Genomic DNA, 22,777 nt, shown 5'->3' with positions numbered 1-22,777 from the left:
CGTCGCTCCCGTCAGCCACCGGTCGGGCCCTGGCGGCCCTCCCTGCCAGGCCCGCGTGCAGTCACCCCGGACGCGACCTGCCGGCCGCGACAAACGCGGCCATGGACGGCCGCGACGCGGCCTGCCGGCCGCGAACAAGCCCCGCGGCTAGGCTTGTCGCGGGCTGGACAAGGTCAACGCGTCCGGCTCAGGCCACCACGACCGGGGAGGACCAGGCGTGCCGGCGCGGGCGGTCCAGGTCGGCGCGCGCCGCCGCGAGCCGGCGGACCGCCTCGACCAGGTCGGCCTCCGGCAGCGTGTACGGCAGCCGCATGAACCGCTCCATGGTCCCGTCCGCGCCGAAGCGGGGCCCCGGCGCGACCCGCACGCCGAGCTCCTCCGCCGACCTGGCCAGGGCGCTGGACACGGGCGCGTCGAGCTCGACCCACAGCACCATGCCGCCGCCCGGCAGGACGAAGCGCCAGTCCGGCACCTCGGCGCGCAGCGCGGCGGCGAGGGTGTCGCGGCGGGCGAGCAGCTGGCGGCGGCGGGCGGTGACGATCGCGTCGCGGCGGCGTAGCAGCTGCACGGCGACGAGCTGGTCGAGCACCGGCGACGCCATGTCGACGCCGACCCGGGCCGCGGCGAGCCGCGCGATCAGCGGTGCCGCGCCGCGCACCCAGCCGATGCGCAGGCCGCCCCAGTACGGCTTGCTCATGCCGCCGATCGTGAGCACGCGGGCGCTGCGGTCGAAGGTGGCCACCGACGGCGGCATCGCGACGTCGTCGAGGGCGAGGTCGACGAACGACTCGTCGATGATCAGGTCGGTGCCGGCGGCGTGCGCGGCGGAGGGCAGCCGCTCCCGCAGCGCCGTCTGCATGAGGTGGCCGGTCGGGTTGTGGAAATCCGGGATGAGGTAGGCGACCCGCGCCTGCGCGGCCCGGACCGTGGACAGCAGCAGGTCCTCATCCCAGCCGTCGGGGCCGATCGCGTACGCACTGACGCGGGCCCGGCTGGCGGTGAAGGCGCTCAGCGCGTTCGGGTACGTCGGCGTCTCGACGAGGGCCCGCTGCCCGGGCGCGACGAGCAGCCGCAGCAACAGATCCAGGGCCTGCTGGACGCCGCCGGTGACCATGACCTGGTCCGGGTCGGTCGGCAGCCCCCGCTCGGTGTACAGGTCGGCGATCGCCTCGCGCAGCACCGGCAGGCCCATCGGCTGGTAGCCGGCGCCGAGCGTGTACGGGGCGAGATCGGCGACGGCGTCGGTGGCGGCCTCGGCGAGCTCCGCCGGGGCGGGCATCGCGGCGCAGCCGAGGTCGATGAGATCGGCGTCGTCGCTCGGTGTCCACAACCCCGACGTACCGACGCGGTGGCCCGCGGGCAGCGCGGTCCAGCTGCCGGCGCCGCGGCGGCTGCTGAGGTGGCCGCTGTCGCGCAGCTCACGGTAGGCGGCGGTGACGGTCGTGCGGCTGATGCCGAGCGCGGCGGCGAGCTCCCGCTCCGCGGGCAGCCGCACCCCGAGGGCCAGCCGGCCGTCGATGAGCAGGCCACGCACGGCGCTGGCGAGCACCACGTACTCCGGGCGGCGCCCGGCGGGGCCGCGCACGCCGACGGCGACCTGCCAGGCGTTGAGCATGCGGGCCAGTTGTGCCCCGCGGACGATCGCGGACAAGGCCAGTCCCCTTAAATTGGCTCTTTCTGCGGGATTGATTGGCCTTAGGGTGGCATGCGTGACCCCCGCAGGCAAGACCAATACCATGCCACTGCGCCACCGTTTCGGGCGCCGCTTCGTCCAGCTGCAGGCGGGTCTGATCCTGTACGGCGCGAGCCTCGCCCTGCTCGTCCGGGCGCGCCTGGGCCTCGACCCGTGGGACGTGTTCCAGCAGGGCATCTCCCTGCGGACCGGGCTGAGCTTCGGCACCGTGGTCGCCGCGGTCGGCGCGCTCGTACTGCTCCTGTGGATCCCGCTGCGCCAGCGGCCGGGGCTGGGCACGGTCAGCAACGTCCTGGTCGTCGGCGCCGTCGCCGACCTCGCGCTGCACGTCGTGCCGGACGCGCAGGCGTGGTGGCTCCGCGGCGCGTTCATGGTCGCCGGCGTGATGCTCAACGCCGTCGCGACCGGCATGTACATCGGCGCGCGGCTGGGGCCCGGCCCGCGTGACGGGCTGATGACCGGCCTGTCGGAGCGCTTCGCCTGGCTGTCCATCCGGGCCGCCCGGACCTCGATCGAGGTGACCGTGCTCGCCGCCGGATTCCTGCTCGGCGGCTCGGTCGGCGTCGCGACGGTGCTGTACGCGTTCGGCATCGGCCCCCTCACGCAGCTGTTCCTGCCGTGGTTCGAGGTGCGGGCCCCTCGACCGGCACCGCCGGCTCCGGCGGCACCTGCGCTGGCCTGACCCGCGCCGCACCGAGCAGCACCCCGCCGAGGATCGCGGCCCCGCCGGCGGCGTCGTACCAGTGGATCCGCTCACCGAGCAGGAGCGCCGAGGACACGATGGCGAACACCGGCGCCAGGGCCGCGAACGGGGCCACCGTCGCCGCGTCGTAGCGGGCGATCAGCCGCCCCCACACGCCGAAGCCGAACAGGGTGCTGAGATAGGCGATGTACGCGATCGCGCCGACCGCGGTCAGGTCCAGGCCGCGCAGGGTGTGCCACACCTCGGCCGGCCCGTCGACGGCGAGGCTCAGCACGAGCAGCGGCGGGGTCGCCACGGCACTCACCCACACCATGAAGTTGAGCATGTCGGTGGCCTGGGCCTTGCGCATCGCGATGTTCGCCAGGCCCCAGGCCGCGCCGGCCGCGATGACCAGCAGGAACGCGCCGACCGGCCGGTCCAGGCCGAGCTGCGAGGCGATCAGCACGATCCCGGCGCCGGACAGGGCCACCCCGGCGAGGCGGCGCGGCCCCGGCCGGTCGCGCAGCAGTACCACCGCGAACACGAGCGTGAAGACCACCTGGCTCTGCAGGACCAGCGCCGACAGCCCGGACGGCAGCCCGGCCGCCATCCCGGCGAAGAGCAGCGAGAACTTCACCACGCCGAGCGCGACCCCGGTCGCGATCACCCACCGCCACGGCACCTTCGGCCGCCCGACCAGCAGCACCGCCGGCAACGCGGCCACCCCGAAGCGCAGCGCGCAGAACAGCAGCGGGGACATGCTGTCCAGGCCGACGTGGATGACCACGAAGTTCACGCCCCAGACGGCCGAGACCAGGATCGCCAGGGCGACGTCACGATGCTTCATGCCCCGATCTTGTGCCGGTACGACCGTGAAGCACCATCGAAAGGTTCTACATCATCGTTGTAGCATCGCTTCATGCTCGACCTCCCCCGCCTGCAGGCGCTGCGGGCCGTCGCCGTGTTCGGCACGGTCACGGCCGCCGCGGGAGCTCTGCACTGCACCCCCTCGGCGATCTCCCAGCACCTCGCGAAGCTCGAACGTGAGACCAGGAGCACGCTCGTGGAGAAGGACGGCCGCCGGCTGCGGCTCACCGGGGCCGGCCGGATCCTCGCCGAACACGCCGGACGGATCCTCGCCGGCGTCGAGGAGGCCGAGGCCGCGCTCGCCGCGCACCAGGAGACGGTGTCGGGGCACCTGAGCATCGCCTCGTTCCCGACCGCGTGCCGCGGCCTGCTGCCGCACGCCCTGCGCAGCCTCGCCGTCGACCACCCGCGGCTGGAGCCGACCCTGCAGGAGGGCGACCGGCAGGACTCGTTCGGCGGCGTCCTGCGCGGCACCGTCGACGTCGCCGTCATCGACGAGTGGCTCGACCTGCCGGCCGACTACCCGGCCGGGCTGGCCAGCCTCGAGCTGGGCCTCGACGTCGGCGACCTGATCCTGCCCGTCGACCACCCCCTCGCCGGCCGCTCCGGGCCGGTCCACATCGACGACCTGCGCGGCGAACGGTGGATCGCCTCGAAGCCCGGCACCGTCTGCCACGACTGGCTGCAGCGGATGCTGCCCGGCGCCCGCCCGACAATCCTCGTCAACGAGTTCGAGACCCAGCTGACGTTCGTCGCCGAACGGCTCGGCGTCGCGTTCATCCCGCGGCTGGCCCGCAGCACCCTCCCGCCTGGCGTCGTGGCCCGCCCGATCACCCCGGAGGCGGCCCGCCGGGTCAGCGTCGTCTGGCGCGCCGCCGCCAGCGGCCGCCCAGCCGTCGCCGCCACCGTCACCGCCCTGCGCGAAGCCTGGTCCCACCGCGACCACTGGGCCGGCGACATGTCCGTTCATGTCGTATAACTGCAGCTCAGAGCATGTTTTGCGAGTTAAACGCTCACTCACTCATTCATTTCTGCGAGTTTCACCGGCGCCCCTTACATTGATGTCATGGCCATCTTCGGACGCACCCGCACAGCCACCGGCGCAGGCGTCCTGGCGACGCTGCTCCTCGTACTGATCTTCGGCAACCAGATCTTCTCGGAATGGGCCGACCGCCACGCCGACACGAAGACCGTGTGGGGCTGGTTCCTCAACCTGCTCACCTGGCCACGCTGGTGGCTCGTCCCCCACGACGACTCGGGCAAGGCCGCCCGGGAGCTGCTCGCCAACGACCTCAAGGCCCTCCTGCTGGTCCTCTTCACCGCCCTGATCCTCGCGATCGCCGGCCGCTCCATCGTCACCGGCGGCGGCGCGTTCATCGTGGGCTGGGCGTCGCTCATCTTCGGCGCCGCGCTCGCCGCCTTCGCCACCGACTTCCTCATCGCCGACCCCACCCTGCTCAGCGCGTTCGCCGCAGCCGCGGCCGCCGCCGGCTACGGCCTGTTCGTCGGCTGGCTGGTCGGGATCGCCGTCACCACCGGCAAGCGCGGCGACTGATCCGCCCCTTTCGCTGCCGGCGCACGCTTTCCACACACCGGTGCAGACCAGCCTGAATCGGCGCCCCGCTCGCCGTTTCGGGCGCCCGGGCGCGTATCAGCGCCGCCGGCCGCGTCAGCCATCGGCGCGTCAGCCATCGGCCGAAACAACCGACGGCCGCGTCGGCCGCCGGCGCGTTGCCGGCGTCGCTGCACGGCGGGCAGGTCAGCGGACCGGGTGGCCGGCCTCGCGCAGTGAGGTCTTCACGTCACCGATCGACAGGTCGCCGAAGTGGAACACGCTGGCGGCGAGGACCGCGTCTGCGCCCGACGCGATCGCAGGAGCGAAGTGCTCGACCGCCCCGGCGCCGCCGCTGGCGATGACCGGGATCGTCACGACCGCGCGGACGGCCTTGATGAGCTCCAGGTCGAACCCGTCCTTGGTGCCGTCGGCGTCCATCGAGTTGAGCAGGATCTCGCCGGCGCCGAGCTCGGCGACCCGGGCCGCCCACTCGACCGCGTCGAGGCCCGCGCCGCGGCGGCCGCCGTGGGTGGTGACCTCGAAGCCGCTCGGCTGGCCGGCCGCCCGGCGCACGTCGAGGGACAGGGTCAGCACCTGGTTGCCGAACCGCTCGGCGATCTCGGCGATCAGCTCCGGCCGGGCGATCGCCGCCGTGTTGACGCCGACCTTGTCCGCACCGGCGCGCAGCAGCGTGTCCACATCGGACACGGCGCGCACGCCACCGCCGACGGTCAGCGGGATGAACACCGTCTCCGCGGTGCGGCGCACCACGTCGAGCATGGTGGCCCGGCCGTCGGACGAGGCGGTCACGTCGAGGAAGACCAGCTCGTCGGCGCCGGCGGCGTCGTACGCGGCGCCGAGCTCGACGGGGTCACCGGCGTCGCGGAGGTTGACGAAGTTGACCCCCTTGACGACCCGGCCCGCGTCGACGTCCAGACACGGGATCACCCGCACCGCCACGCTCATGACGCCGACTCCTCCAGGACCTGCAGGGCCTCGGTCACGTCGAACGCGCCCGCGTACAGCGCCTTGCCGACGATGACGCCCTCGACGCCGGCCGGCTCCAGGGCGGCGAGCTGGCGCAGGTCGTCGAGCTTCGACACGCCGCCGCTGGCGATGACCGGCTTCTTGGTGCGGCCGGTGACCTCCAGCAGCAGGGTCAGGTTCGGGCCGGTGAGGGTGCCGTCGCGCATGACGTCGGTGACCACGTACCGGGCGCAACCGGCCTTCTCCAGCCGGTCGAGCACCTCGAACAGGTCGCCGCCCTCCTTGGTCCAGCCGCGCGCGGCGAGCTGGTGGCCGCGCACGTCGAGCCCGACCGCGACCTGGTCGCCGTAGGTGGCGCAGACGTGGTCGCACCATTCGGGGTTCTCCAGGGCGGCGGTGCCGAGGTTGACCCGGGTCGCGCCGGTGGACAGGGCCGCCAGCAGCGACGCCTCGTCGCGGATGCCACCGGACAGCTCCACCTGCACGTCGAGCCGGCGCACCACGTCGGCGAGCAGCTCCGCGTTGGAGCCCCGCCCGAACGCGGCGTCGAGGTCGACGAGGTGGATCCACTCGGCGCCCTGCCGCTGCCAGGCCAGGGCGGCCTCCAGCGGGTCACCGTACGTGGTCTCGCTGCCGGCGGCGCCCTGGACGAGACGGACCGCCTGGCCGTCGGCGACGTCGACGGCGGGCAGAAGCTGCAGGGCCATGGTTCCAGTTCCTTCGGTCAGGTGCGGCGGTCGAGTCAAAGGTCAAAGGTCAAAGGTCAAGGGTCGGAGATCGGAGGTCAAAGTCGAAGTCGAGGGCAACGCGTCGGGGGCAGGAGCAAAGATCGCCTGGTCAGATGCGCCGGTCCAGGACGAGCACGGTGAGCGCCGGAGTGGCGACGATGACGAGGGCGCTCAGCCCGATCCGTGCCGCGACGGATTCGACGAGCAGCCAGATGAGCATGAGTGCCAGCAGGACGAGCAGGACGATGACGGAGCGCTGGCCCCGGGAGCGGCGTGCGAAGAGCTTACCGGTGCGGCCGACCTTGACCTTCGGCACCAGCCGGCGCAGCGCGGCCCGGCGCTGGCGGCGCTGCTCGGCCTTGCGCAGGCGTTGCGCCCGCTCGGCCTCCAGCACCGCCCGCCGCCGGGCACGCTCCTTAGACAAGGCTGCCGAGCCAGTTGGCCAGCAGCGTCGCGCCCGCGTCGCCGGACTTCTCCGGGTGGAACTGGGTGGCGCGCAGCACCTCGGACTCGAACGCCGCGACGAACGGCTCGCCGTGCACCGTGGTCGCGACGCTGATGCCCGCGGCCCGCTGGGCGTCGACGGGGGTCGGCGCGTAGGAGTGCACGAAGTAGAACCGGGTGTCGGCGGGCAGCCCGGCGCCGAGGACGGTGTCCACGGGCCAGTCCACCGTGTTCCAGCCCATGTGCGGCACGACCGGGGCGTGCAGGATGGTGACCGCGCCCGGTGCCAGGCCGAGGCCCTTGGTGACGACGCCGTGCTCCTCGCCCTCGTCGAAGAGGACCTGCATGCCGACGCAGATGCCGAGGACCGGCGCGCCGGTGCGGACCCGCTCGACGATCGTCGGGCCGGCGCCGAGCTCGTCGATGCCGGCCATGCAGGCCGCATACGCGCCGACGCCCGGCACGACGAGGCCATCGGCGCGGGCCGCCTTGTCCAGGTCGGACGTGACCTCGACGTCGGCGCCGACCCTGGCGAGGGCCCGCTCGGCGGAGCGCAGGTTGCCGGAGCCGTAGTCGAGGATGACCACCTTCTTCATGTCGTCCCCCTCACAGCCAGAGCAGGCCGCCGGCCGCGGCGACCGCGGCGAGCAGCAGCGTGATCACGAACGGCGTCTTGGACGTGCTCTGCTGCCGCAGCGACAGCGCGCCGCCGAGCAGCAGCCCGGCGAGGCCGAGCAGGAGGATGCTCACAGGGCACCCTTGGTGCTCGGCACGACACCCGCGTTGCGGGGGTCGAGCGCGCACGCCTGGCGCAGGGCCCGGGCGACCGCCTTGAACTGTGCCTCGACGATGTGGTGCGCGTCGGGCTGGGCGCCGTGGCGGCCCGCGCGCAGGATGCTGACGTGCAGCGTCACCTTGGCGGAGTGCGCGAAGGACTCCCAGATGTGCCGGGTCAGGCTGGTCGGGTAGTTGCCGCCGATGTGCGGGGCGATGTTGGCCGGCTCGTCGTGGACCATGTACGGCCGGCCGGACAGGTCGACGACGGCCGAGGCGAGCACCTCGTCGAGCGGGACCTGGGCGTTGCCGTACCGGGTGACGCCGGCCTTGTCGCCCAGCGCCTCGGCGAACGCGGCGCCGAGCGCGAGCGCGGTGTCCTCGACCGTGTGGTGCGCGTCGATCTCGAGGTCGCCGACGGTGTGCACGCGCAGGTCGAACCCGCCGTGCTTGGCGATCTGGTTGAGCATGTGGTCGTAGAAGCCCACGCCGGTGGAGATCTCACCGACCCCGGTGCCGTCGAGGTCGAGCTCCACGGAGACCTTGGTCTCCTTGGTGACCCGCTCGATCTTGGCGGTGCGACTCACAGCAACTCCTCCAGTGCATTCAGGAACGCGTCGGTCTCCTCGGGCGTGCCGGCGGTGACCCGCAGCCAGCCGGGGACGCCGACGTCGCGGATCAGCACACCGCGGTCGAGCAGCGCCTGCCAGACCCCCTTGCTGTCGTCGCGGGGCGCGGCGAACAGCACGAAGTTGGCGTCGCTGTCGGCGACCCGCAGGCCCCAGCCGCGCAGCGTGGCGACGATCCGGTCGCGCTGGGCCTTCACCGCGTCGACGGTCGACAGCAGCGCGGCGGTGTGTGCGAGCGCGGCCCGCGCGGCGGCCTGGGTCAGCGCCGAGAGGTGGTACGGCAGCCGCACCAGCTGCACCGCGTCGACGACCGCGGGATCGGCGGCGAGGTAGCCGACCCGCCCGCCGGCGAGCGCGAACGCCTTGCTCATCGTGCGGGTGACCACGAGCCGCGGGAACTGCTCGATCAGCGACAGCGCGAACGGCGTGCCCGGCCGGGCGAACTCCGCATACGCCTCGTCGACGAGCACCATCCCGTCGGCGGCGGCCGCGACGGCCCGCACCACGTCGAGCGGCAGGGCCGTGCCGGTCGGGTTGTTGGGCGAGCAGAGGATGACCACGTCGGGCCGGTGCTCGCGGACCTTCGCCACGGCGTGCTCGGCGCTCAGCGTGAAGTCGTCGCCGCGCCGCCCGTCGATCCAGGCGGTGCCGGTGCCGGCGGCGAGCAGCGGGTGCATCGAATACGACGGGGTGAACCCGAGCGCGGTGCGGCCGGGCCCGCCGAACGTCTGCAGCAGCTGCTGCTGGATCTCGTTGGAGCCGTTGGCCGCCCACACGTTGCGCCAGGTCAGCCCGTGCCCCAGGTAGGCGGCGAGGTCGGTGCGCAGCGCGACGGCGTCGCGGTCCGGGTAGCGGTTGAGGTCGCGCAGGACCGCACCGAGCGCCTTCTCCATCTCCGCGACGGCCTCGTCGGGCAGCGGGTAGGAGTTTTCGTTGGTGTTGAGCCGCACGGCCACGTCGAGCTGCGGCGCACCATACGGCGTGAGGCCGCGCAGCTCGTCGCGCAGCGGGAGATCGGACAGGGACGTCACTGGGCGAACCTCACCTTCACGGCGGCGCCGTGCGCCGGCAGGTCCTCGGCCTCGGACAGGGCGACCACGTGGTCGGCGACCTCGGCGAGGGCGTCGCGACCGTATTCGATGAGCTGCACGCCGCGCAGGAACGTCTGCGTCGACAGCCCCGAGGAGTGCCGGGCGCAGCCGCCGGTGGGCAGCACGTGGTTGGAGCCGGCGCAGTAGTCGCCGAGCGACACCGGCGACCAGGCACCGACGAAGATGGCGCCCGCATGCCACACGCGTTCGGCGACGGCCCGCGCGTCGCGGGTCTGGATCTCCAGGTGCTCGGCACCGTACGCGTCGACGACCCGCAGGCCCTGCTCCAGGTCGTCGACGATGACCGTCGCGGACTGGGTGCCGGTGAGCGCCTCGGTGACCCGCTGCAGGTGCTTGGTGGCCGCGACCTGCCGGGCGACCTCCTGCTCGACCGCCTCGACGAGCTCCAGCGACGGCGTGACGAGCACGCTCGCCGCGAGGGGGTCGTGCTCGGCCTGGCTGATCAGGTCGGCGGCGACGTGCCGCGGGTCGGCGGTGTCGTCGGCGAGGATCGCGATCTCGGTCGGCCCGGCCTCGGCGTCGATGCCGACCACGCCGCGCAGCAGGCGCTTCGCGGCGGTCACCCAGATGTTGCCCGGGCCGGTGATCATGTCGACCGGCTCGCAGGCCTCCTGGTCGCCGTAGCCGAACATGGCGACCGCCTGGGCGCCGCCGACCGCATAGACCTCGTCGACGCCCAGCAGCGCGCACGCGGCCAGGATGTTGACGTTGGGCAGGCCGGTGTCCTTCTGCGGCGGGCTGGTGACCGCGATCGACGGCACGCCCGCGACCTGGGCCGGCACCACATTCATGATCACACTGGACGGGTACACGGCGAGACCGCCGGGCACGTAGAGCCCCACCCGGCGGACCGGGATCCACCGCTGGGTGACGGTGCCGCTGGTGCTCAGCAGCGTCGTGACCTCGGTGCGGCGCTGGTCGCCGTGGACCTTGCGGGCCCGCTTGATCGACTCGAGCAGCGCGGCGCGGACCGCGGGGTCCAGGCCGGCCTCGGCCGCGGCGATCGCCTCGGCGGGCACCCGCAGGCCGGTCAGCTCCACCCCGTCGAGCCGGCGGGTGGCGTCACGGACCGCGCTCGCCCCATGCTCGCGGACCGCCTCGACGATCGGGCGCACCTGCTCGGTGGCGACGGAGACATCAAGGGCGGCACGGGGCAGCAGACGGCGCGGATCCGTGGTGGAGCCGCGCAGGTCGATCCGGTTCAGCACCCTTGGGAGTCTAGGCGGAAGCACTGACAATTATTCCGTCGCGTCCCGCTGTGCGGGCTGTCGGGATTGTGCCCAGCGCCAGTTCAGCTCGGCCGCGCCGGGCGGCGGTCCGGGCAGCGCGGCCCCGTCTGCACGCCGCATCCCGTCCAGCATCAGGGCCAGGTGGCGGCGGCGCAGCTCGGCGGTGCGCTCACGGCCCGGCACGCGGATCGCGGCGCACGCCTCGAGGATCAGCGTGACGTCCGCCACCACGACGTCCGGGCGCAGCGTCCCGTCCTCGTGCGCCCTGGCGACGAGGTCGCCGGCGAGGTCACCGGCGCGCACGGCGTCGGCGCGCATCTGCGGGGTCGGGGTGAACGTGCCCGCCAGGTGCACGGTGAGCGAGTGCACGTCCGCGTCGACCACCCCGCGCAGGAACCTGACGAGGGCGGACCACCCGTCGGCCTCCGCGGCGGCGCCTTCGGCCTCGGCGATGTACGTGCGCAGCCCGTCGTGGCACAGCGTGCGCAGCAGGTCGTCCTTGCCCTTGTACCGCCGGTACAGCGCGCTGATCCCGACCCCGGCCCGCTCCGCGACGGCGGCGATCGGCGCCTTCGGGTCCTCCAGGAACACGTCGCGCGCGGCGGCCAGGATGGTGCCGTCGTTGCGGGCCGCCTGCACCCGCCGGCCGGACAGGTTCGTCATGCGGCCACTGTACCGGCATCCGGAACGGACCGTTCCGCTCTGCCTTGCACCGGGTGTACTGCGAACGGCGACGTGCCGGAATTGCGGCTGGCTCGGTAGGCTTCGCCCCGTGGAGGAAGCGAACGGACCCGAGCGGACCCTCCTACCGCTGTTCCCCCTCGGCACCGTGCTGTTCCCGGGGCTGGTGCTGCCCCTGCACGTGTTCGAGCCCCGCTACCGCACGCTCGTGCAGCACCTCGCCGAGCTGCCCGCCAGCCTCCCGCGCGAGTTCGGCGTGATCGCGATCCGCCGCGGCTGGGAGGTCGGCCGTGTCGACGGCGAGCAGGGCGAGACCACCGACGCGTCGATTACCGCCGGCGAGTCCCTGTCGCTGTACGAGATCGGCTGCGCCGCCGAGATCCGCCAGCTCACGGAGCTGCCCGACGGCCGGTTCGACCTGATGACCGTCGGCCGCCGCCGCTTCCGGCTGCTGGGCCTCGCCCGCAACGACGCCCCGTACCTGACCGGCGAGATCGAGTGGCTCCCCGAGCCGAAGGGCGAACCCGATCGTGAGGAGGAGCTGGCGGCGGGCGTGCTCGCGGCGTTCCAGCACTACCTGAAGGCGGTCCGCAGCGACGACGACGGCGACGGCGAGCAGCTGCCTGACGACCCGACGGTGCTGTCGCACCTGGTCGCGGCGACCGCGTCGCTGACCCTGGAGGACCGGCAGTCGCTGCTCGCCGAGCCCGACACGGTCAGCCGCCTCAAGGCCGAGCGCGCCCTGCTGCGCCGCGAGGCCGCCCTGCTCGGCCAGGTGCGGGCGGTGCCGGTCACCCTGTCCGACCTCGCCGTGCCGTCCAGCCCCAACTGACTCCGGACGCCTGCCAGGCCGTCACGGCACCCGAACGGGCCACCGCGCCGTGGTCGTCACGGCGATCCGGGCAGACGCCGTGCCCGGGTCGTCACGGCGATCCGAGCGGTCGCCGCGCCGGGTCGTCAGGGCGCCCGAGCGGGACGCCTGGTCGTCAGGGTGCCCGCCACTCCTCGGGCGCGGGCGGCGGCGGCGCGGGCCGGGCCGGGCCGGAACCCTCCGGAGCGGCGCCGGCCTCGTGCGTGACGGGCCCGGCCTCCGCGGACGGACTCGATCCCGGCTTGCTGAGGTCGACGAGCCCGGGCCCCGGCTGCTCGAACCGCTGACCGTTCACCGGCCCGCCTCCCGCCGGCCCGGCCTCGGGCCACGACCCGGACCCCGGCCACGGACCGGCGCCGGGCTGGCCCTCCGCCGGCCACGGGCCCGCAGCGGGGCCGTAGGCCGGCTGCTGGGACGGGTCGCCGTACGGGTAGCCGGCGTACACAGGCTGGTACGCGGGGTCGAACGGCAGCATCGGGTCTGGGTCGTAGGTCAGCGTGGGCGAGGCGTGGAAGCCGGCCAGGCCCGTGTAGACGACCGCGGCGGCGATCGCCTGGATGAGCAGGGAGCCCTGCACCCAGGGGATGACGCCGTACAGGAGGCCCGCCTCACCGGCGCGGACCTTCGCCGGGCGGAAGATGTGGGTGCCGGCCGGGGCGTGCTCGACCAGGTCGAGGTAGTGCGCGTAGCCGATCTTGTTGCCGAGCCAGGCAGCTAGGGCCGCGCCGGCCGCCGAGCCGATGACCAGGCCGGCCAGGACGATCGGGCCCCGGTAGCGGCGCAGCACGATCCAGGCGGCGACCGCCAGGACGACACCGGCCAGCGCACCGATGATCATGAACCAGCCGTCGTCGGCGAAGTAGCCCTCGGGCTCACCCTCGACCGGGTAGGGGCCGTACTGCGTCTGCACCAGCTCGACCTCCGGCGCGACCCACGACCAGAGCAGCCCGATGGGCGCCCCGAGCGCGGCCACGACCACCGCGACGACCAGGCCGAAGAGCACCTCCAGGCCCGGTGACCGCCGCCGTGGCGGGGACGGCTCGGGCAGCTCCGGCTGGTCGATCGGCTCGATCGGGGCGATGCTCACCATCCCATCCTGCCAGGCGCCGCGCCCGTGCCCCGCCCCGTGCCACCGCCCACCGCGGGCAGCGGCCGCCCGCCGTCTCCCGCACCCGGTGGTGCCGTCAGGGGTGCCGGTGGGATCGATGGGGCCAACGGTGTCGCCGGCTGGGCGCGCAGAACGCCTGATGGAGTCGGCAACGGTGGCACCGGCGGCCGTCCGGGCAGCGCCGCGACCCCGCCGGCCGGCAGGGGCACGGCCGCCGGGCCGAGCAGCGCCGCGAGCTCCGCGAGGAGCCCGGCCGACACCGTCACGCACTCGGGGCCGATCTGCAGGAGGGTCCGCCGCTGACCGTTGACCAGCTGGACCTGCACCTCCGTGTCGCCGGGGTGCCGGGCGACGACCTCGCGCAGCCGCCGCACCAGCGGCGTGGTGCACCGCTCCGGCTCCAGCGAGAGCACCAGCGGCCCGCCCGTCCCCACACCCGGCGACCAACCCGGCGGCGCAGAACCCGGCGAAGAACCCGGCGACGACACATCCGCCGGCCCCGGCGCGTCCGATGAAGGCGAAGACGACGCACCCGGCGCGTCCGATGAAGGCGAAGACGACGCATCCGGCGACGGCGGCACCGCCGTCAGGTCGGGCAACCCCAGGTCGCTCGCCATCAGGCGGGGTGCCTCCTCGCGGCGGTCGACCCGCCCCCGCACCGCCACCACCGCGTCCTCGGTGACGTGCTCCCCGACCAGCTCATACGTGTTGGGGAAGAACATGACCTCGATCGAGCCGTCCAGGTCCTCCAGGATCGCCGACGCCCACGGCCGGCCCTGCCGGGTGACGCGCCGCTGCACGCCGGACAGGATGCCGGCGAGCGTCACGGTCGCGCCGTCGGGGACGGCGTCCTCGTCGGCGAGGGTGGCCACGGACCGGTCGGCCGCCCGGCGCAGCACCGGCTCCAGGCCGCGCAGCGGGTGGTCGGAGACGTAGAGGCCGAGCATCTCGCGCTCGAAGGCGAGCCGCTCCGCCTTGCCCCACTCGATCGCGGGGATCGGCGGGGACGCGTCGATCGCGGCGTGCCCGCCGAAGAGGTCGAACTGGCCGATCGCCTCGTTGCGCTTGGTGGTCATGACCGCCTCGACCGCGTCGGCGTGCACGGCGAGCAGGCCGCGGCGGGTGTGGCCGAGCGAGTCGAACGCGCCGGCCTTGATCAGCGACTCGATCGTCTTCTTGTTGCACACGACCTGGTCGACCTTGGCGAGGAAGTCGTAGAAGTCGCGATACGGCCGGGCCCGCACGATCGCCGCGACGACGGCCGGCCCGACGTTGCGCACGGCGTTGAGCCCGAAGCGGATGTCGGCGCCGACCGCGGAGAAGCGGCCCTGGGAGGCGTTGACGTCGGGCGGCAGGACCCGGATGCCCATCCGCCGGCACTCGGCGAGGTAGAACGCGGAGCGGTCCTTGTCGCCGCCGGTCGAGGTGAGCAGGCCGCTCATGTACTCGGCCGGGTAGTTGGCCTTCAGGTAGGCCGTCCAGTAGGCGACGAGCCCGTAGGCCGCGCTGTGCGCCTTGTTGAACGCGTAGTCGGAGAAGGGCACGAGCAGGTCCCACAGGGTGCGGATCGCGTCGGCGGAGTAGCCGCGCTCGCGCATCCCCGCGGAGAACGGCGCGAACTCCCGGTCGAGGATCTCCTTCTTCTTCTTGCCCATGGCGCGGCGCAGCAGGTCGGCGGCGCCGAGGGAGTAGCCGGCGACGCGCTGCGCGATCGCCATGACCTGCTCCTGGTAGACGATCAGCCCGTAGGTGTCGCCGAGGATGTCGGCCAGGGGCTCGGCCAGCTCGGGGTGGATCGGGGTGACCGGGCGCCGGCCGTTCTTGCGGTCGGCGTATTCGTTGTGCGCGTTGGCGCCCATCGGGCCGGGCCGGTAGAGCGCGCCGACGGCGGAGATGTCGGCGAACGTGTCGGGGGCCATCGAGCGCAGCAGCGCGCGGACCGGTCCGCCGTCGAACTGGAAGACGCCGATCGTGTCGCCGCGCGACAGCAGCGCATAGGTGGCCGGGTCGTCCAGCGGCACGTCCTCGACGGCGAGGTCGACGCCCCGGTTCTGCCGGATCGCCTCGAGCGCGTCGTCGAGAATGGTCAGGTTGCGCAGGCCGAGCAGGTCCATCTTGAGCAGCCCGATGTCCTCGCAGGCGCCCATGTCCCACTGGGTGATGATCGCGCCGTCCTGCTCGCGGCGCTGGATCGGCAGCACGTCCAGCAGCGGCTCGCGGGACAGGATGACCCCGGCGGCGTGCACGCCCCACTGCCGTTTGAGGCCTTCCAGGCCGCGGGCGGTGTCCACGACGGTGCGCACCTCGGGCTCGGCCTCATACAGCCGGCGCAGCTCGGCGGCCTCCGGGTAGCGCGGATGGGCGGGGTCGAAGGCGCCGCTGAGCGGCATGTCGCGGCCCAGCACCGGCGGCGGCACCACCTTCGTGATCCGCTCGCCGACGGAGAACGGCAGGCCGAGCACCCGGGCCGAGTCCTTGATCGCGGCCTTGGCCTTGATCGTGCCGAACGTGATGATCTGCGAGACGCGGTCGTCGCCGTAGCGCTCGGTGGCGTAGCGGATGACCTCGCCGCGGCGGCGCTCGTCGAAGTCCATGTCGATGTCGGGCATGCTGACCCGCTCGGGGTTGAGGAACCGCTCGAAGAGCAGCCCGTGCCGCAGCGGGTCGAGCTGGGTGATGTCGAGGGCATAGGCGATGAGGGCGCCGGCGGCGGAGCCGCGGCCGGGGCCGACCCGGATCCCGGACCGGCGGGCATAGGCGACCAGGTCGGCGACGACGAGGAAGTAGCCCGGATAGCCCATGCTGCTGATCACGGACAGCTCGTAGTCGGCCTGCCGGGCGTGCTGCGCCGGCACCCCGGCCGGGAACCGGCGGGCCAGGCCCCGCATGACCTCGGTGCGCAGCCACGAGTCCTCGGTCTCGCCGTCGGGCACCGGGAACCGGGGCATCAGGTCCCGGTGCGCGAAGACGGCGTCGTAGGACCCGACCCGCTCGGCGACGGCGAGCGTGGCGTCGCACGCGCCGGGCACCTCGGCGTCCCACAGCGCGCGCATCTCCTCGGCGGACTTGAGGTAGAAGTCGCGGGCGTCGAACTTGAACCGCTTCGGGTCGGCGAGGGTCGTCGCGGACTGCACGCACAGCAGCACCTCGTGGGCGTCGGCGTCGCCGGGGTGCGTGTAGTGCAGGTCGTTGGTGGCCACGGGGGTCAGCCCGAGCCGCTTGCCGAGCCGCAGCAGGTCACCGCGGACCCGGGTCTCGATGCCGAGGCCGTGGTCCATCAGCTCCAGATACAGGTTGCCGGGGCCGAAGATGTCGCGCAGCTCGCCCGCGGCGGCGCAGGCCCGCTCGAAGTCGCCGATGCGCAGCCACGTCTGCACCTCGCCCGAGGGGCAGCCGGTGGTCGCGATGACGCCCCGGCTGTAGCGCTGCAGCAGCTCACGGTCGGCGCGCGGCTTGTAGAAATACCCCTCGACGCTGGACAGCGACGACAGGCGGAACAGGTTGCGCAGCCCTTCGGCGTCGGTCGCGAGCATGGTCAGGTGCGTGTAGGCGCCGCCGCCGGAGACGTCGTCCTCACCGCCGGCGGCCCAGCGGACCCGGGTGCGGTCGCTGCGGTGGGTGCCCGGGGTCAGGTAGGCCTCGATGCCGAGGATCGGCTTGACCCCCGCCGCGACGGCCTGCCGGTGGAAGTCGTAGGCGCCGAACATGTTGCCGTGGTCGGTCATGGCGAGCGCGGGCTGGCCGAGCGCGGCCGCCGAACCGAACAGCGAGCCCAGCCTGGCGGCCCCGTCGAGCATCGAATACTCGGTGTGCACGTGCAGATGTACGAACGACTCCCCCACGTCGCAGAACCTATCCCCGGGGTACGACACTTTGCGAGACTCCACGGCATGATCGACCGTGACCGTCTGGGCGCGCTGCTGCGCCGCGAGCGTGCCACCTTCGCCGACCGCAACCCCCGCTCCGCCGCCGAGTACGCCCGCGCCGGGCACCTGTTCGGCCGGGTACCGATGACGTGGATGAACAAGAACGCCGCCGGCTTCCCGCTCTACCTGGCCACCGCCCGGGGCGCGACGCTGACCGACGTCGACGGCCACGAGTACACCGACTTCTGCCTGGGCGACACCGCGGCGATGGCCGGGCACGCGCCGGCGCCGGTGGCCGCCGCGGTGCAGGAGCGCTTCAGCGCCGGCGCCTGCGCGATGCTGCCGACCCCCGACGCGGCGTGGGTGGGCGAGGAGCTGACCAGGCGGTTCGGGGTCACCGAGTGGAGCTTCGCGCTGAGCGCGACCGACGCCAACCGCTGGGCGATCCGCCTGCTGCGGGCGGTCACGGGCCGGCCGAAGATCCTGTTCAACAGCTACTGCTACCACGGCTCGGTCGACGAGTCACTGATCGTGACCGGCGAGGACGGGCCGCGCAGCCGGGAGGGCAACGTCGGCGCCCCCTGCGACGTGACGCTGACCAGCCGGGTCGCGGAGTTCAACGACCTGGAAGGGCTGGCGCGGGAGCTCGCACACGGTGACGTCGCCGCGGTGGTGATGGAGCCGGCGCTGACCAACATCGGCATCGTGCTGCCCGAGCCCGGCTACCTGGAGGGCGTCCGGGAGCTGACCCGGCGGCACGGCACGTACCTGGTCAACGATGAGACACACACGTTCTCCGCAGGGCCGGGCGGCGCCACGAAACGGTGGGGCCTGCGGCCGGACGTGGTCACGATCGGCAAGGCGATCGGCGGCGGCATCCCGGCCGCCGCGTACGGCATCTCCCAGGAGATCGCCGGGAAGATCGCCGGGATGCGGCACCTGGACCTGGTCGACATGGGCGGGGTCGGCGGCACCCTGGCCGGCAACGCGCTGTCGATCGCCGCGGCCCGAGCGACCCTGGAGCACGTGCTGACCGACGAGGCGTTCGCCCGGATGGAGGCCCTCGCGGTCCGCTTCGCCGACGGCGTGCGGCGGGTCGTCGACGCCTACGCCCTGCCGTGGTCGGTGAGCCGGCTCGGCGCCCGGGTCGAGTACCGCTTCGCGGACCCGGCTCCCCGCAACGGCACCGAGTCCGCCGCGAAAGCCGACCCGGAACTGGAGGACTACCTGCACGTCTACCTGGCGAACCGGGGCATCCTGCTCACACCGTTCCACAACATGGCCCTGATGTCACCGGACACCACGGCGCAGCAGGTGGACCGGCACGAGACAGTGTTCGAAGCAGCGATCAGCGAACTTCAGCGCGCGTAGGGGTCCATCATCACGGCCGCCGCCCGCAGCCAGGCGCGCTTCGTCGCCGGCGCCAGCATCGTGTACTCGATGTTGGAGCCGCTCTCGAGGGCCGGGTCGTAGGGCACGACGACGACGGCCCTGGTCCGGGTGCGGAAGTGCCCGGCCAGGTCGTCGATGAGCGGCGTCGGGTTGGGCGTCGGGCAGGACAGCAGCGTCACCGCGTTGGCGACCAGCTCGTCCATGCCGGCCTCGTCGAGCAGGTCGAGCATCCAGTCGGCGGTGAACGCCGCGTCCTCCCGCGGGACGCTGGTGACGACCAGCTGGTCCGCGGTCTGCAGGACGGTCTGCCAGTTGGGGCTCTCCACGTTGTTGCCGGTGTCGACGCAGATCACGTCGTGGGTGCGGCGCAGCAGCTCCAGGACGCGGCGCACGGTGTGCGGGTCGAGCCGTTGCGCGAAACGCGGGTTCTCCTCGCCGGCGAGCACGTCGTACGAGCCGTCGGAGGCGTGCCGCAGGTAGTCGTCGAGCTGGTCGTACAGGTCGTAGCCGGAGGCGTTCTCGACCCGGACGAGGTCGGCGATGAGGTGCCGGATGGTGCGGGCGTGCCGGGCGCTGCCGGCGCGCAGCCCGAGGGTGCCGCGCAGCTCGTTGTCGTCCCAGGCGATGACGCCCTTGCCGCGGACGCTGCCGATGGTGGCGGCGGTCAGCACGGTCGCGGTGGTCTTGTGCACCCCGCCCTTCGGATTGGCGAAGGCGAGGACCTTCGGCGAAGGGATCTCCTGGCGCAAAATTTGCACCATCTGCTCGGTCGGGTCCATCGGGCGGGTCTGGTATTCCACCTGGGGGCCTCGACGACTGTCATAGGGGTCCGGCCGACGCTGTGGTGGGGCGTCGGTGAGTGGACGGGCGCCGTTTGGATGCATTGGCTCGTCATCGTAGGGCCGCGCGGGCGGATATGGGGCGCTGGGGCGCTGGAACCTTCCGTCGTAATCCAGATCACTTGGGCTTGACCGGCCGAGCAGAGCCCGATCCAGCAGCGAGCGCCAACGGGCGGGCGGCTCCGAGGACCTGTCCCACCTGGCATCGGCCCGCTCAGCCACGCTGGCCCTCCCTCACACCGCCGCGTTCCACCCGTACCCCAGGCTACGGACCGAACACTATTCGGACCACACCTGCGCGCCCATCCCCTGCATCAACTCCCCGACAGGCCGAAGGGATATCGCCTCAGGACGGTGCGGACGACGCGATCGGGCCCGCGACCTGTGCCTGCTCCGGCAGCGGTGGCAGGAACACCGTCCGGTCGAGGCGGCGCAGGTCGGTGATCGGGTCCACGGCGCGGGTCTCCGGACGGGCGGCGACGGCCCGCAGCCCGGCCGGCGCGGCGTAGATCACGGCGGCGTAGACGCACGAGCAGTGCGCGCGGTACGCGGTGGCCTCCTTGTCCGCGATGATCGCCCCGTCGAGGTACACCGCGCGCACGTCGCCGGGCTGGTCGGCGGCCTTGTCGAGCAGCTGGCGGTAGTGCGCCGCCTCCTCGGCCTTGCGGGCGGCGGTCGCTTCCATCCCGGCGACCACGTCGGCGGGCACCTCGTAGGCGCCGAGGCGGACCAGCTCGGTCTGGGTGCCCGGCAGCGGCACCCGGGCGAACACGCTGGACAGCGCCACCCCGGCGAGGACCGGGGGCAGCCGGTCCGGGCCCAGGTACGCGGTGAACGACACCAGCGCGTACACCGGCTGCTCGCCCTGCAGGGCGGCGAGCTCGTCGGCGGCGCGCTGCACGTACCCGGGAATGGAGCCGCCCTCGTCGATGCCGACGCGCAGCACGTCACCCAGCGACGGGTCGCTGCGCTGGTGCTCCTGCGCGCCGTGCACGACCAGCAGGGTCGCCGTGACCGCGACCACCGCGACCGCGACGGTGAAGGCGCGCAGCCGCACGGCGCCGCGGAAGAGCCGGGCGAGGACGTCACCGGCGGCGGACAGCAGCCGCTGGTCGAGCCGTTGAAGGAAGTTCATCGCGCTCCGAGCGTCGCACAGGCAACTTGCACCGGTGCGACCACCCCGGCAGGCGCGACCGGCCCGCGACCGGCCCGCGACCGGCACGGAATCAGGCGGCGAGGATCTCCAGCGCCTTTGCGAGGTCCGGCGGGTAGTCGCTGAGGAACGACACGTACTCGCCGCTGCGGGGATGGATGAAGCCCAGCTCACGGGCGTGCAGCCACTGCCGGCTCAGCTTCAGCCGGGCCGACAGCGTCGGGTCGGCGCCGTACGTGACGTCGCCGACGCACGGGTGCCGCAGCGCGGAGAAGTGCACCCGGATCTGGTGGGTGCGGCCGGTCTCCAGCTTGACGTCGAGCAGGCTCGCCGACGGGAACGCCTCGATCGTGTCGTAATGGGTGATGCTCGGCCGGCCGCCGGAGACGACGGCGAACTTGTAGTCGTGGCCGGGGTGCCGGTCGATCGGCGCGTCGATCGTGCCGCGCAGCGGGTCCGGGTGCCCCTGGACGACCGTGTGGTACCGCTTCTCGACCTCGCGCTCCTTGAAGGCCCGCTTGAGGATGCTGTACGCCGCCTCGCTCTTCGCGACCACCATGAGCCCGGTGGTGCCCACGTCGAGCCGGTGCACGACCCCCTGGCGCTCGGCCGCGCCGCTGGTGGCGATCGTGAGCCCCATCGCGGCGAGCCCGCCGATGACGGTCGGGCCGGTCCAGCCGGGGCTGGGGTGGGCGGCCACGCCGACCGGCTTGTCGACCACGACGATGTCGTCGTCGCTGTGCACGACGCGCAGCCCGTCGACCGGGATCGCCTCGACGGCGACCGCGGACGGCGGTGCGGGCAGCGTGACCTCCAGCCAGGCACCGGCGGCGACCTTGTCCGACTTGGGGCGCACCTGCCCGTCGACGGCGACGTCACCGGCCTCGACGAGGGCCGCGGCGACGGTCCGGCTGAAGCCGAACAGCCGCGTCAGGGCCTGGTCGAGGCGGGTGCCGTCCAGTCCGTCGGGCACCGGCAGCGACCGGACCTCACGCATTGCGTCCTTCCTGGTCGCCGCTGGGACTCGGACCCTTGGCCCACTCCTTGAGCGGGTCGGCGCCGGCCGGCTGGCCCTTCGGGGCGCGCGTGCCGTCGCGGCGGCGGCCGGTGAACTCCAGCAGGATCATCAGCGCCACGCCGACGGTGAGCGCCGAGTCGGCGATGTTGAACACCGGGAAGTGCCCGGCGTGGTCGTCGAGGAAGCTGAACATGTCCACCACGTGGCCGTGGAACGGCTTCGGCGCCCGGAAGATCCGGTCGCCGAGGTTGCCCGCGGCGCCGCCGAAGACGAAGCCGAGGGCGACCGCCCACGGCACCGACGACGTCGAGCGGAGGATGAAGAGCAGGCACCCGATCACCGCCGTGGCGATGATCGGGAAGACCCACGTCAGGTCGCTGAACATGCTGAACGCGGCGCCGCTGTTCCTCGTGTGGACCACGTAGATCAGGCCGCCGAGCACCTTCAACGGCTCGCGGTGCGCGATGACGGAGGTGGTCCACTCCTTCACCGCGAGGTCGATGCCGATCACCACGACCGCGATGATGCCGAAGAGCCCCCAGGCTCTGCGCAGGCTGCCGCGAGGGGTGGTCGTGGTGATGTCGTCCTGGGTGGTCAGCGCCGCTCCTCCAACTGCTTGCAGGTGACGCAGAGCGTAGCGGATGGGAACGCGGCCAGCCGCTCGACCGGAATCGCGTTGCCGCACTTCTCACACCAGCCGTAGCCGCCCTCGTCGAGCCGCTCGAGTGCGCGCTCGACCTGGTTGACCCGCTCCAGGATGTTGTTGGCGAGCGTGATCTCCTGCTCGCGCTCGAACGTCTTGGTGCCGGTGTCGGCCTGGTCGTCGCCGGCGGAGTCGGTGAGGCGGTGCTGCTGCAGCTCGGCGATCTCGGCCAGGGTCTGGTCGTGCTCGGCCTTGAGCTCGTCGCGCCGCTCGATCAGCGCGACCCTGATCTTCTCCGTCTCGGCCGCGGTGCGCGTGCCCCGGGCGGCCTTGGCCGCGGCGGTCTTCGTTTCGGCGGTCTTGGCCATCGTGGCTCCCTTGGCCGCACGGGCGGCGATCGGCGACGTGTTGGATGTGATGCCTGAGCCGCTCGCGTCGTCCGCAAGCCCCCCAGTGTTGCCGCGCTTGCTTCGCGCCGACGTGGTGCTGCTGCTCCCCCGAGCCGC

At 73.1% G+C, this 22,777-nt stretch carries 22 protein-coding genes and 1 pseudogene; 5 read left to right on the top strand and 18 right to left on the bottom strand.

Annotated features, from left to right (window positions below):
• Positions 1-187 precede the first annotated feature (187 nt).
• On the bottom strand, positions 188-1,651 hold the full coding sequence (locus AB0H83_RS16420; protein WP_360093573.1) for a PLP-dependent aminotransferase family protein: 1,464 nt from the start codon (positions 1,649-1,651) through the stop codon (positions 188-190).
• An 85-nt stretch (positions 1,652-1,736) separates the two neighbouring features.
• On the opposite strand from AB0H83_RS16420, the gene AB0H83_RS16415 reads away from it, so the two are divergent.
• Positions 1,737-2,375: a hypothetical protein gene (locus AB0H83_RS16415; RefSeq protein WP_360093775.1), complete on the top strand. Its 639-nt coding sequence runs from the start codon at positions 1,737-1,739 to the stop codon at positions 2,373-2,375.
• Here AB0H83_RS16415 and AB0H83_RS16410 read toward each other — a convergent pair.
• Positions 2,293-3,222, bottom strand: coding sequence for an EamA family transporter (locus AB0H83_RS16410; RefSeq protein WP_360093570.1), 930 nt, complete (start codon positions 3,220-3,222; stop codon positions 2,293-2,295). The genes AB0H83_RS16415 and AB0H83_RS16410 overlap by 83 nt on opposite strands.
• A gap of 72 nt (positions 3,223-3,294) precedes the next feature.
• Between AB0H83_RS16410 and AB0H83_RS16405 the strand changes: the two genes are divergently transcribed.
• Positions 3,295-4,221 carry a LysR family transcriptional regulator gene (locus tag AB0H83_RS16405; protein ID WP_360093567.1) on the top strand — a complete coding sequence of 309 codons (927 nt, stop codon included), beginning with the start codon at positions 3,295-3,297 and terminating at the stop codon, positions 4,219-4,221.
• An 87-nt stretch (positions 4,222-4,308) separates the two neighbouring features.
• The gene (locus AB0H83_RS16400) at positions 4,309-4,797 is read left to right on the top strand and encodes a hypothetical protein (RefSeq protein ID WP_360093564.1); all 489 of its coding nucleotides are present in this window, start codon (positions 4,309-4,311) and stop codon (positions 4,795-4,797) included.
• A gap of 204 nt (positions 4,798-5,001) precedes the next feature.
• Here the strand turns inward: AB0H83_RS16400 and hisF are convergent, their stop codons facing one another.
• From hisF to AB0H83_RS16355, 9 genes are all read right to left on the bottom strand, one after another.
• A complete protein-coding gene (gene hisF, locus AB0H83_RS16395) occupies positions 5,002-5,763 on the bottom strand; it encodes an imidazole glycerol phosphate synthase subunit HisF (RefSeq protein ID WP_360093561.1) in 762 nt (253 codons plus the stop codon).
• A complete protein-coding gene (gene priA / locus AB0H83_RS16390; protein ID WP_360093558.1) occupies positions 5,760-6,491 on the bottom strand; it encodes a bifunctional 1-(5-phosphoribosyl)-5-((5-phosphoribosylamino)methylideneamino)imidazole-4-carboxamide isomerase/phosphoribosylanthranilate isomerase PriA in 732 nt (243 codons plus the stop codon). Before priA ends, hisF begins: the two co-directional genes overlap by 4 nt.
• A gap of 130 nt (positions 6,492-6,621) precedes the next feature.
• Complete coding sequence (locus AB0H83_RS16385; protein ID WP_360093555.1) at positions 6,622-6,936, bottom strand: hypothetical protein; 315 nt, start codon at positions 6,934-6,936, stop codon at positions 6,622-6,624.
• Positions 6,929-7,552, bottom strand: coding sequence for an imidazole glycerol phosphate synthase subunit HisH (gene hisH, locus AB0H83_RS16380; protein WP_360093552.1), 624 nt, complete (start codon positions 7,550-7,552; stop codon positions 6,929-6,931). The genes AB0H83_RS16385 and hisH overlap by 8 nt, the downstream gene beginning before the upstream one ends.
• 10 nt (positions 7,553-7,562) lie before the next feature.
• On the bottom strand, positions 7,563-7,706 hold the full coding sequence (locus AB0H83_RS16375) for a hypothetical protein (protein ID WP_360093549.1): 144 nt from the start codon (positions 7,704-7,706) through the stop codon (positions 7,563-7,565).
• A complete protein-coding gene (hisB, locus tag AB0H83_RS16370) occupies positions 7,703-8,317 on the bottom strand; it encodes an imidazoleglycerol-phosphate dehydratase HisB (protein ID WP_033356607.1) in 615 nt (204 codons plus the stop codon). The genes AB0H83_RS16375 and hisB overlap by 4 nt, the downstream gene beginning before the upstream one ends.
• Positions 8,314-9,390 (bottom strand): histidinol-phosphate transaminase, encoded by a 1,077-nt coding sequence (locus tag AB0H83_RS16365; RefSeq protein WP_360093545.1) that lies wholly within the window; start codon positions 9,388-9,390, stop codon positions 8,314-8,316. The genes hisB and AB0H83_RS16365 overlap by 4 nt, the downstream gene beginning before the upstream one ends.
• Positions 9,387-10,679, bottom strand: a complete 1,293-nt coding sequence (hisD, locus tag AB0H83_RS16360; protein ID WP_360093542.1) for a histidinol dehydrogenase — start codon at positions 10,677-10,679, stop codon at positions 9,387-9,389. Before hisD ends, AB0H83_RS16365 begins: the two co-directional genes overlap by 4 nt.
• A 30-nt stretch (positions 10,680-10,709) precedes the next feature.
• Positions 10,710-11,363, bottom strand: a complete 654-nt coding sequence (locus tag AB0H83_RS16355) for a helix-turn-helix domain-containing protein (protein WP_360093539.1) — start codon at positions 11,361-11,363, stop codon at positions 10,710-10,712.
• A 109-nt stretch (positions 11,364-11,472) separates the two neighbouring features.
• Between AB0H83_RS16355 and AB0H83_RS16350 the strand changes: the two genes are divergently transcribed.
• Complete coding sequence (locus AB0H83_RS16350; RefSeq protein ID WP_360093536.1) at positions 11,473-12,213, top strand: LON peptidase substrate-binding domain-containing protein; 741 nt, start codon at positions 11,473-11,475, stop codon at positions 12,211-12,213.
• A 154-nt stretch (positions 12,214-12,367) separates the two neighbouring features.
• On the opposite strand, the gene AB0H83_RS16345 is transcribed toward AB0H83_RS16350, so the two are convergent.
• A complete protein-coding gene (locus AB0H83_RS16345; RefSeq protein ID WP_360093533.1) occupies positions 12,368-13,339 on the bottom strand; it encodes a DUF2567 domain-containing protein in 972 nt (323 codons plus the stop codon).
• Positions 13,336-17,202 carry a DNA polymerase III subunit alpha gene (dnaE, locus tag AB0H83_RS16340; RefSeq protein ID WP_360093530.1) on the bottom strand — a complete coding sequence of 1,289 codons (3,867 nt, stop codon included), beginning with the start codon at positions 17,200-17,202 and terminating at the stop codon, positions 13,336-13,338. The genes AB0H83_RS16345 and dnaE overlap by 4 nt, the downstream gene beginning before the upstream one ends.
• A 48-nt stretch (positions 17,203-17,250) precedes the next feature.
• Here dnaE and AB0H83_RS16335 point away from each other — a divergent pair, with 48 nt between their 5' ends.
• Complete coding sequence (locus tag AB0H83_RS16335) at positions 17,251-18,597, top strand: transaminase (RefSeq protein WP_360093527.1); 1,347 nt, start codon at positions 17,251-17,253, stop codon at positions 18,595-18,597.
• Here AB0H83_RS16335 and AB0H83_RS16330 read toward each other — a convergent pair.
• From AB0H83_RS16330 to AB0H83_RS16310, 5 genes and pseudogenes are all read right to left on the bottom strand, one after another.
• A pseudogene (locus AB0H83_RS16330) lies at positions 18,585-19,370 on the bottom strand (AAA family ATPase); the annotation flags it as partial. The gene AB0H83_RS16335 and the pseudogene AB0H83_RS16330 sit on opposite strands and share 13 nt — an antisense overlap.
• A 433-nt stretch (positions 19,371-19,803) precedes the next feature.
• Positions 19,804-20,592 (bottom strand): hypothetical protein, encoded by a 789-nt coding sequence (locus AB0H83_RS16325; protein WP_360093524.1) that lies wholly within the window; start codon positions 20,590-20,592, stop codon positions 19,804-19,806.
• A gap of 91 nt (positions 20,593-20,683) precedes the next feature.
• Positions 20,684-21,607: an RluA family pseudouridine synthase gene (locus tag AB0H83_RS16320; RefSeq protein WP_360093521.1), complete on the bottom strand. Its 924-nt coding sequence runs from the start codon at positions 21,605-21,607 to the stop codon at positions 20,684-20,686.
• Positions 21,600-22,313, bottom strand: a complete 714-nt coding sequence (gene lspA / locus AB0H83_RS16315) for a signal peptidase II (protein ID WP_360093518.1) — start codon at positions 22,311-22,313, stop codon at positions 21,600-21,602. The genes AB0H83_RS16320 and lspA overlap by 8 nt, the downstream gene beginning before the upstream one ends.
• Positions 22,223-22,639, bottom strand: coding sequence for a TraR/DksA family transcriptional regulator (locus tag AB0H83_RS16310; RefSeq protein WP_360093515.1), 417 nt, complete (start codon positions 22,637-22,639; stop codon positions 22,223-22,225). Before AB0H83_RS16310 ends, lspA begins: the two co-directional genes overlap by 91 nt.
• Between the last annotated feature and the right edge of the window lie 138 nt (positions 22,640-22,777).

Source organism: Dactylosporangium sp. NPDC050688 (assembly GCF_040654515.1).
GTDB lineage: Bacteria > Actinomycetota > Actinomycetes > Mycobacteriales > Micromonosporaceae > Dactylosporangium.
This window is presented reverse-complemented; position numbering and strand designations above follow the sequence as displayed.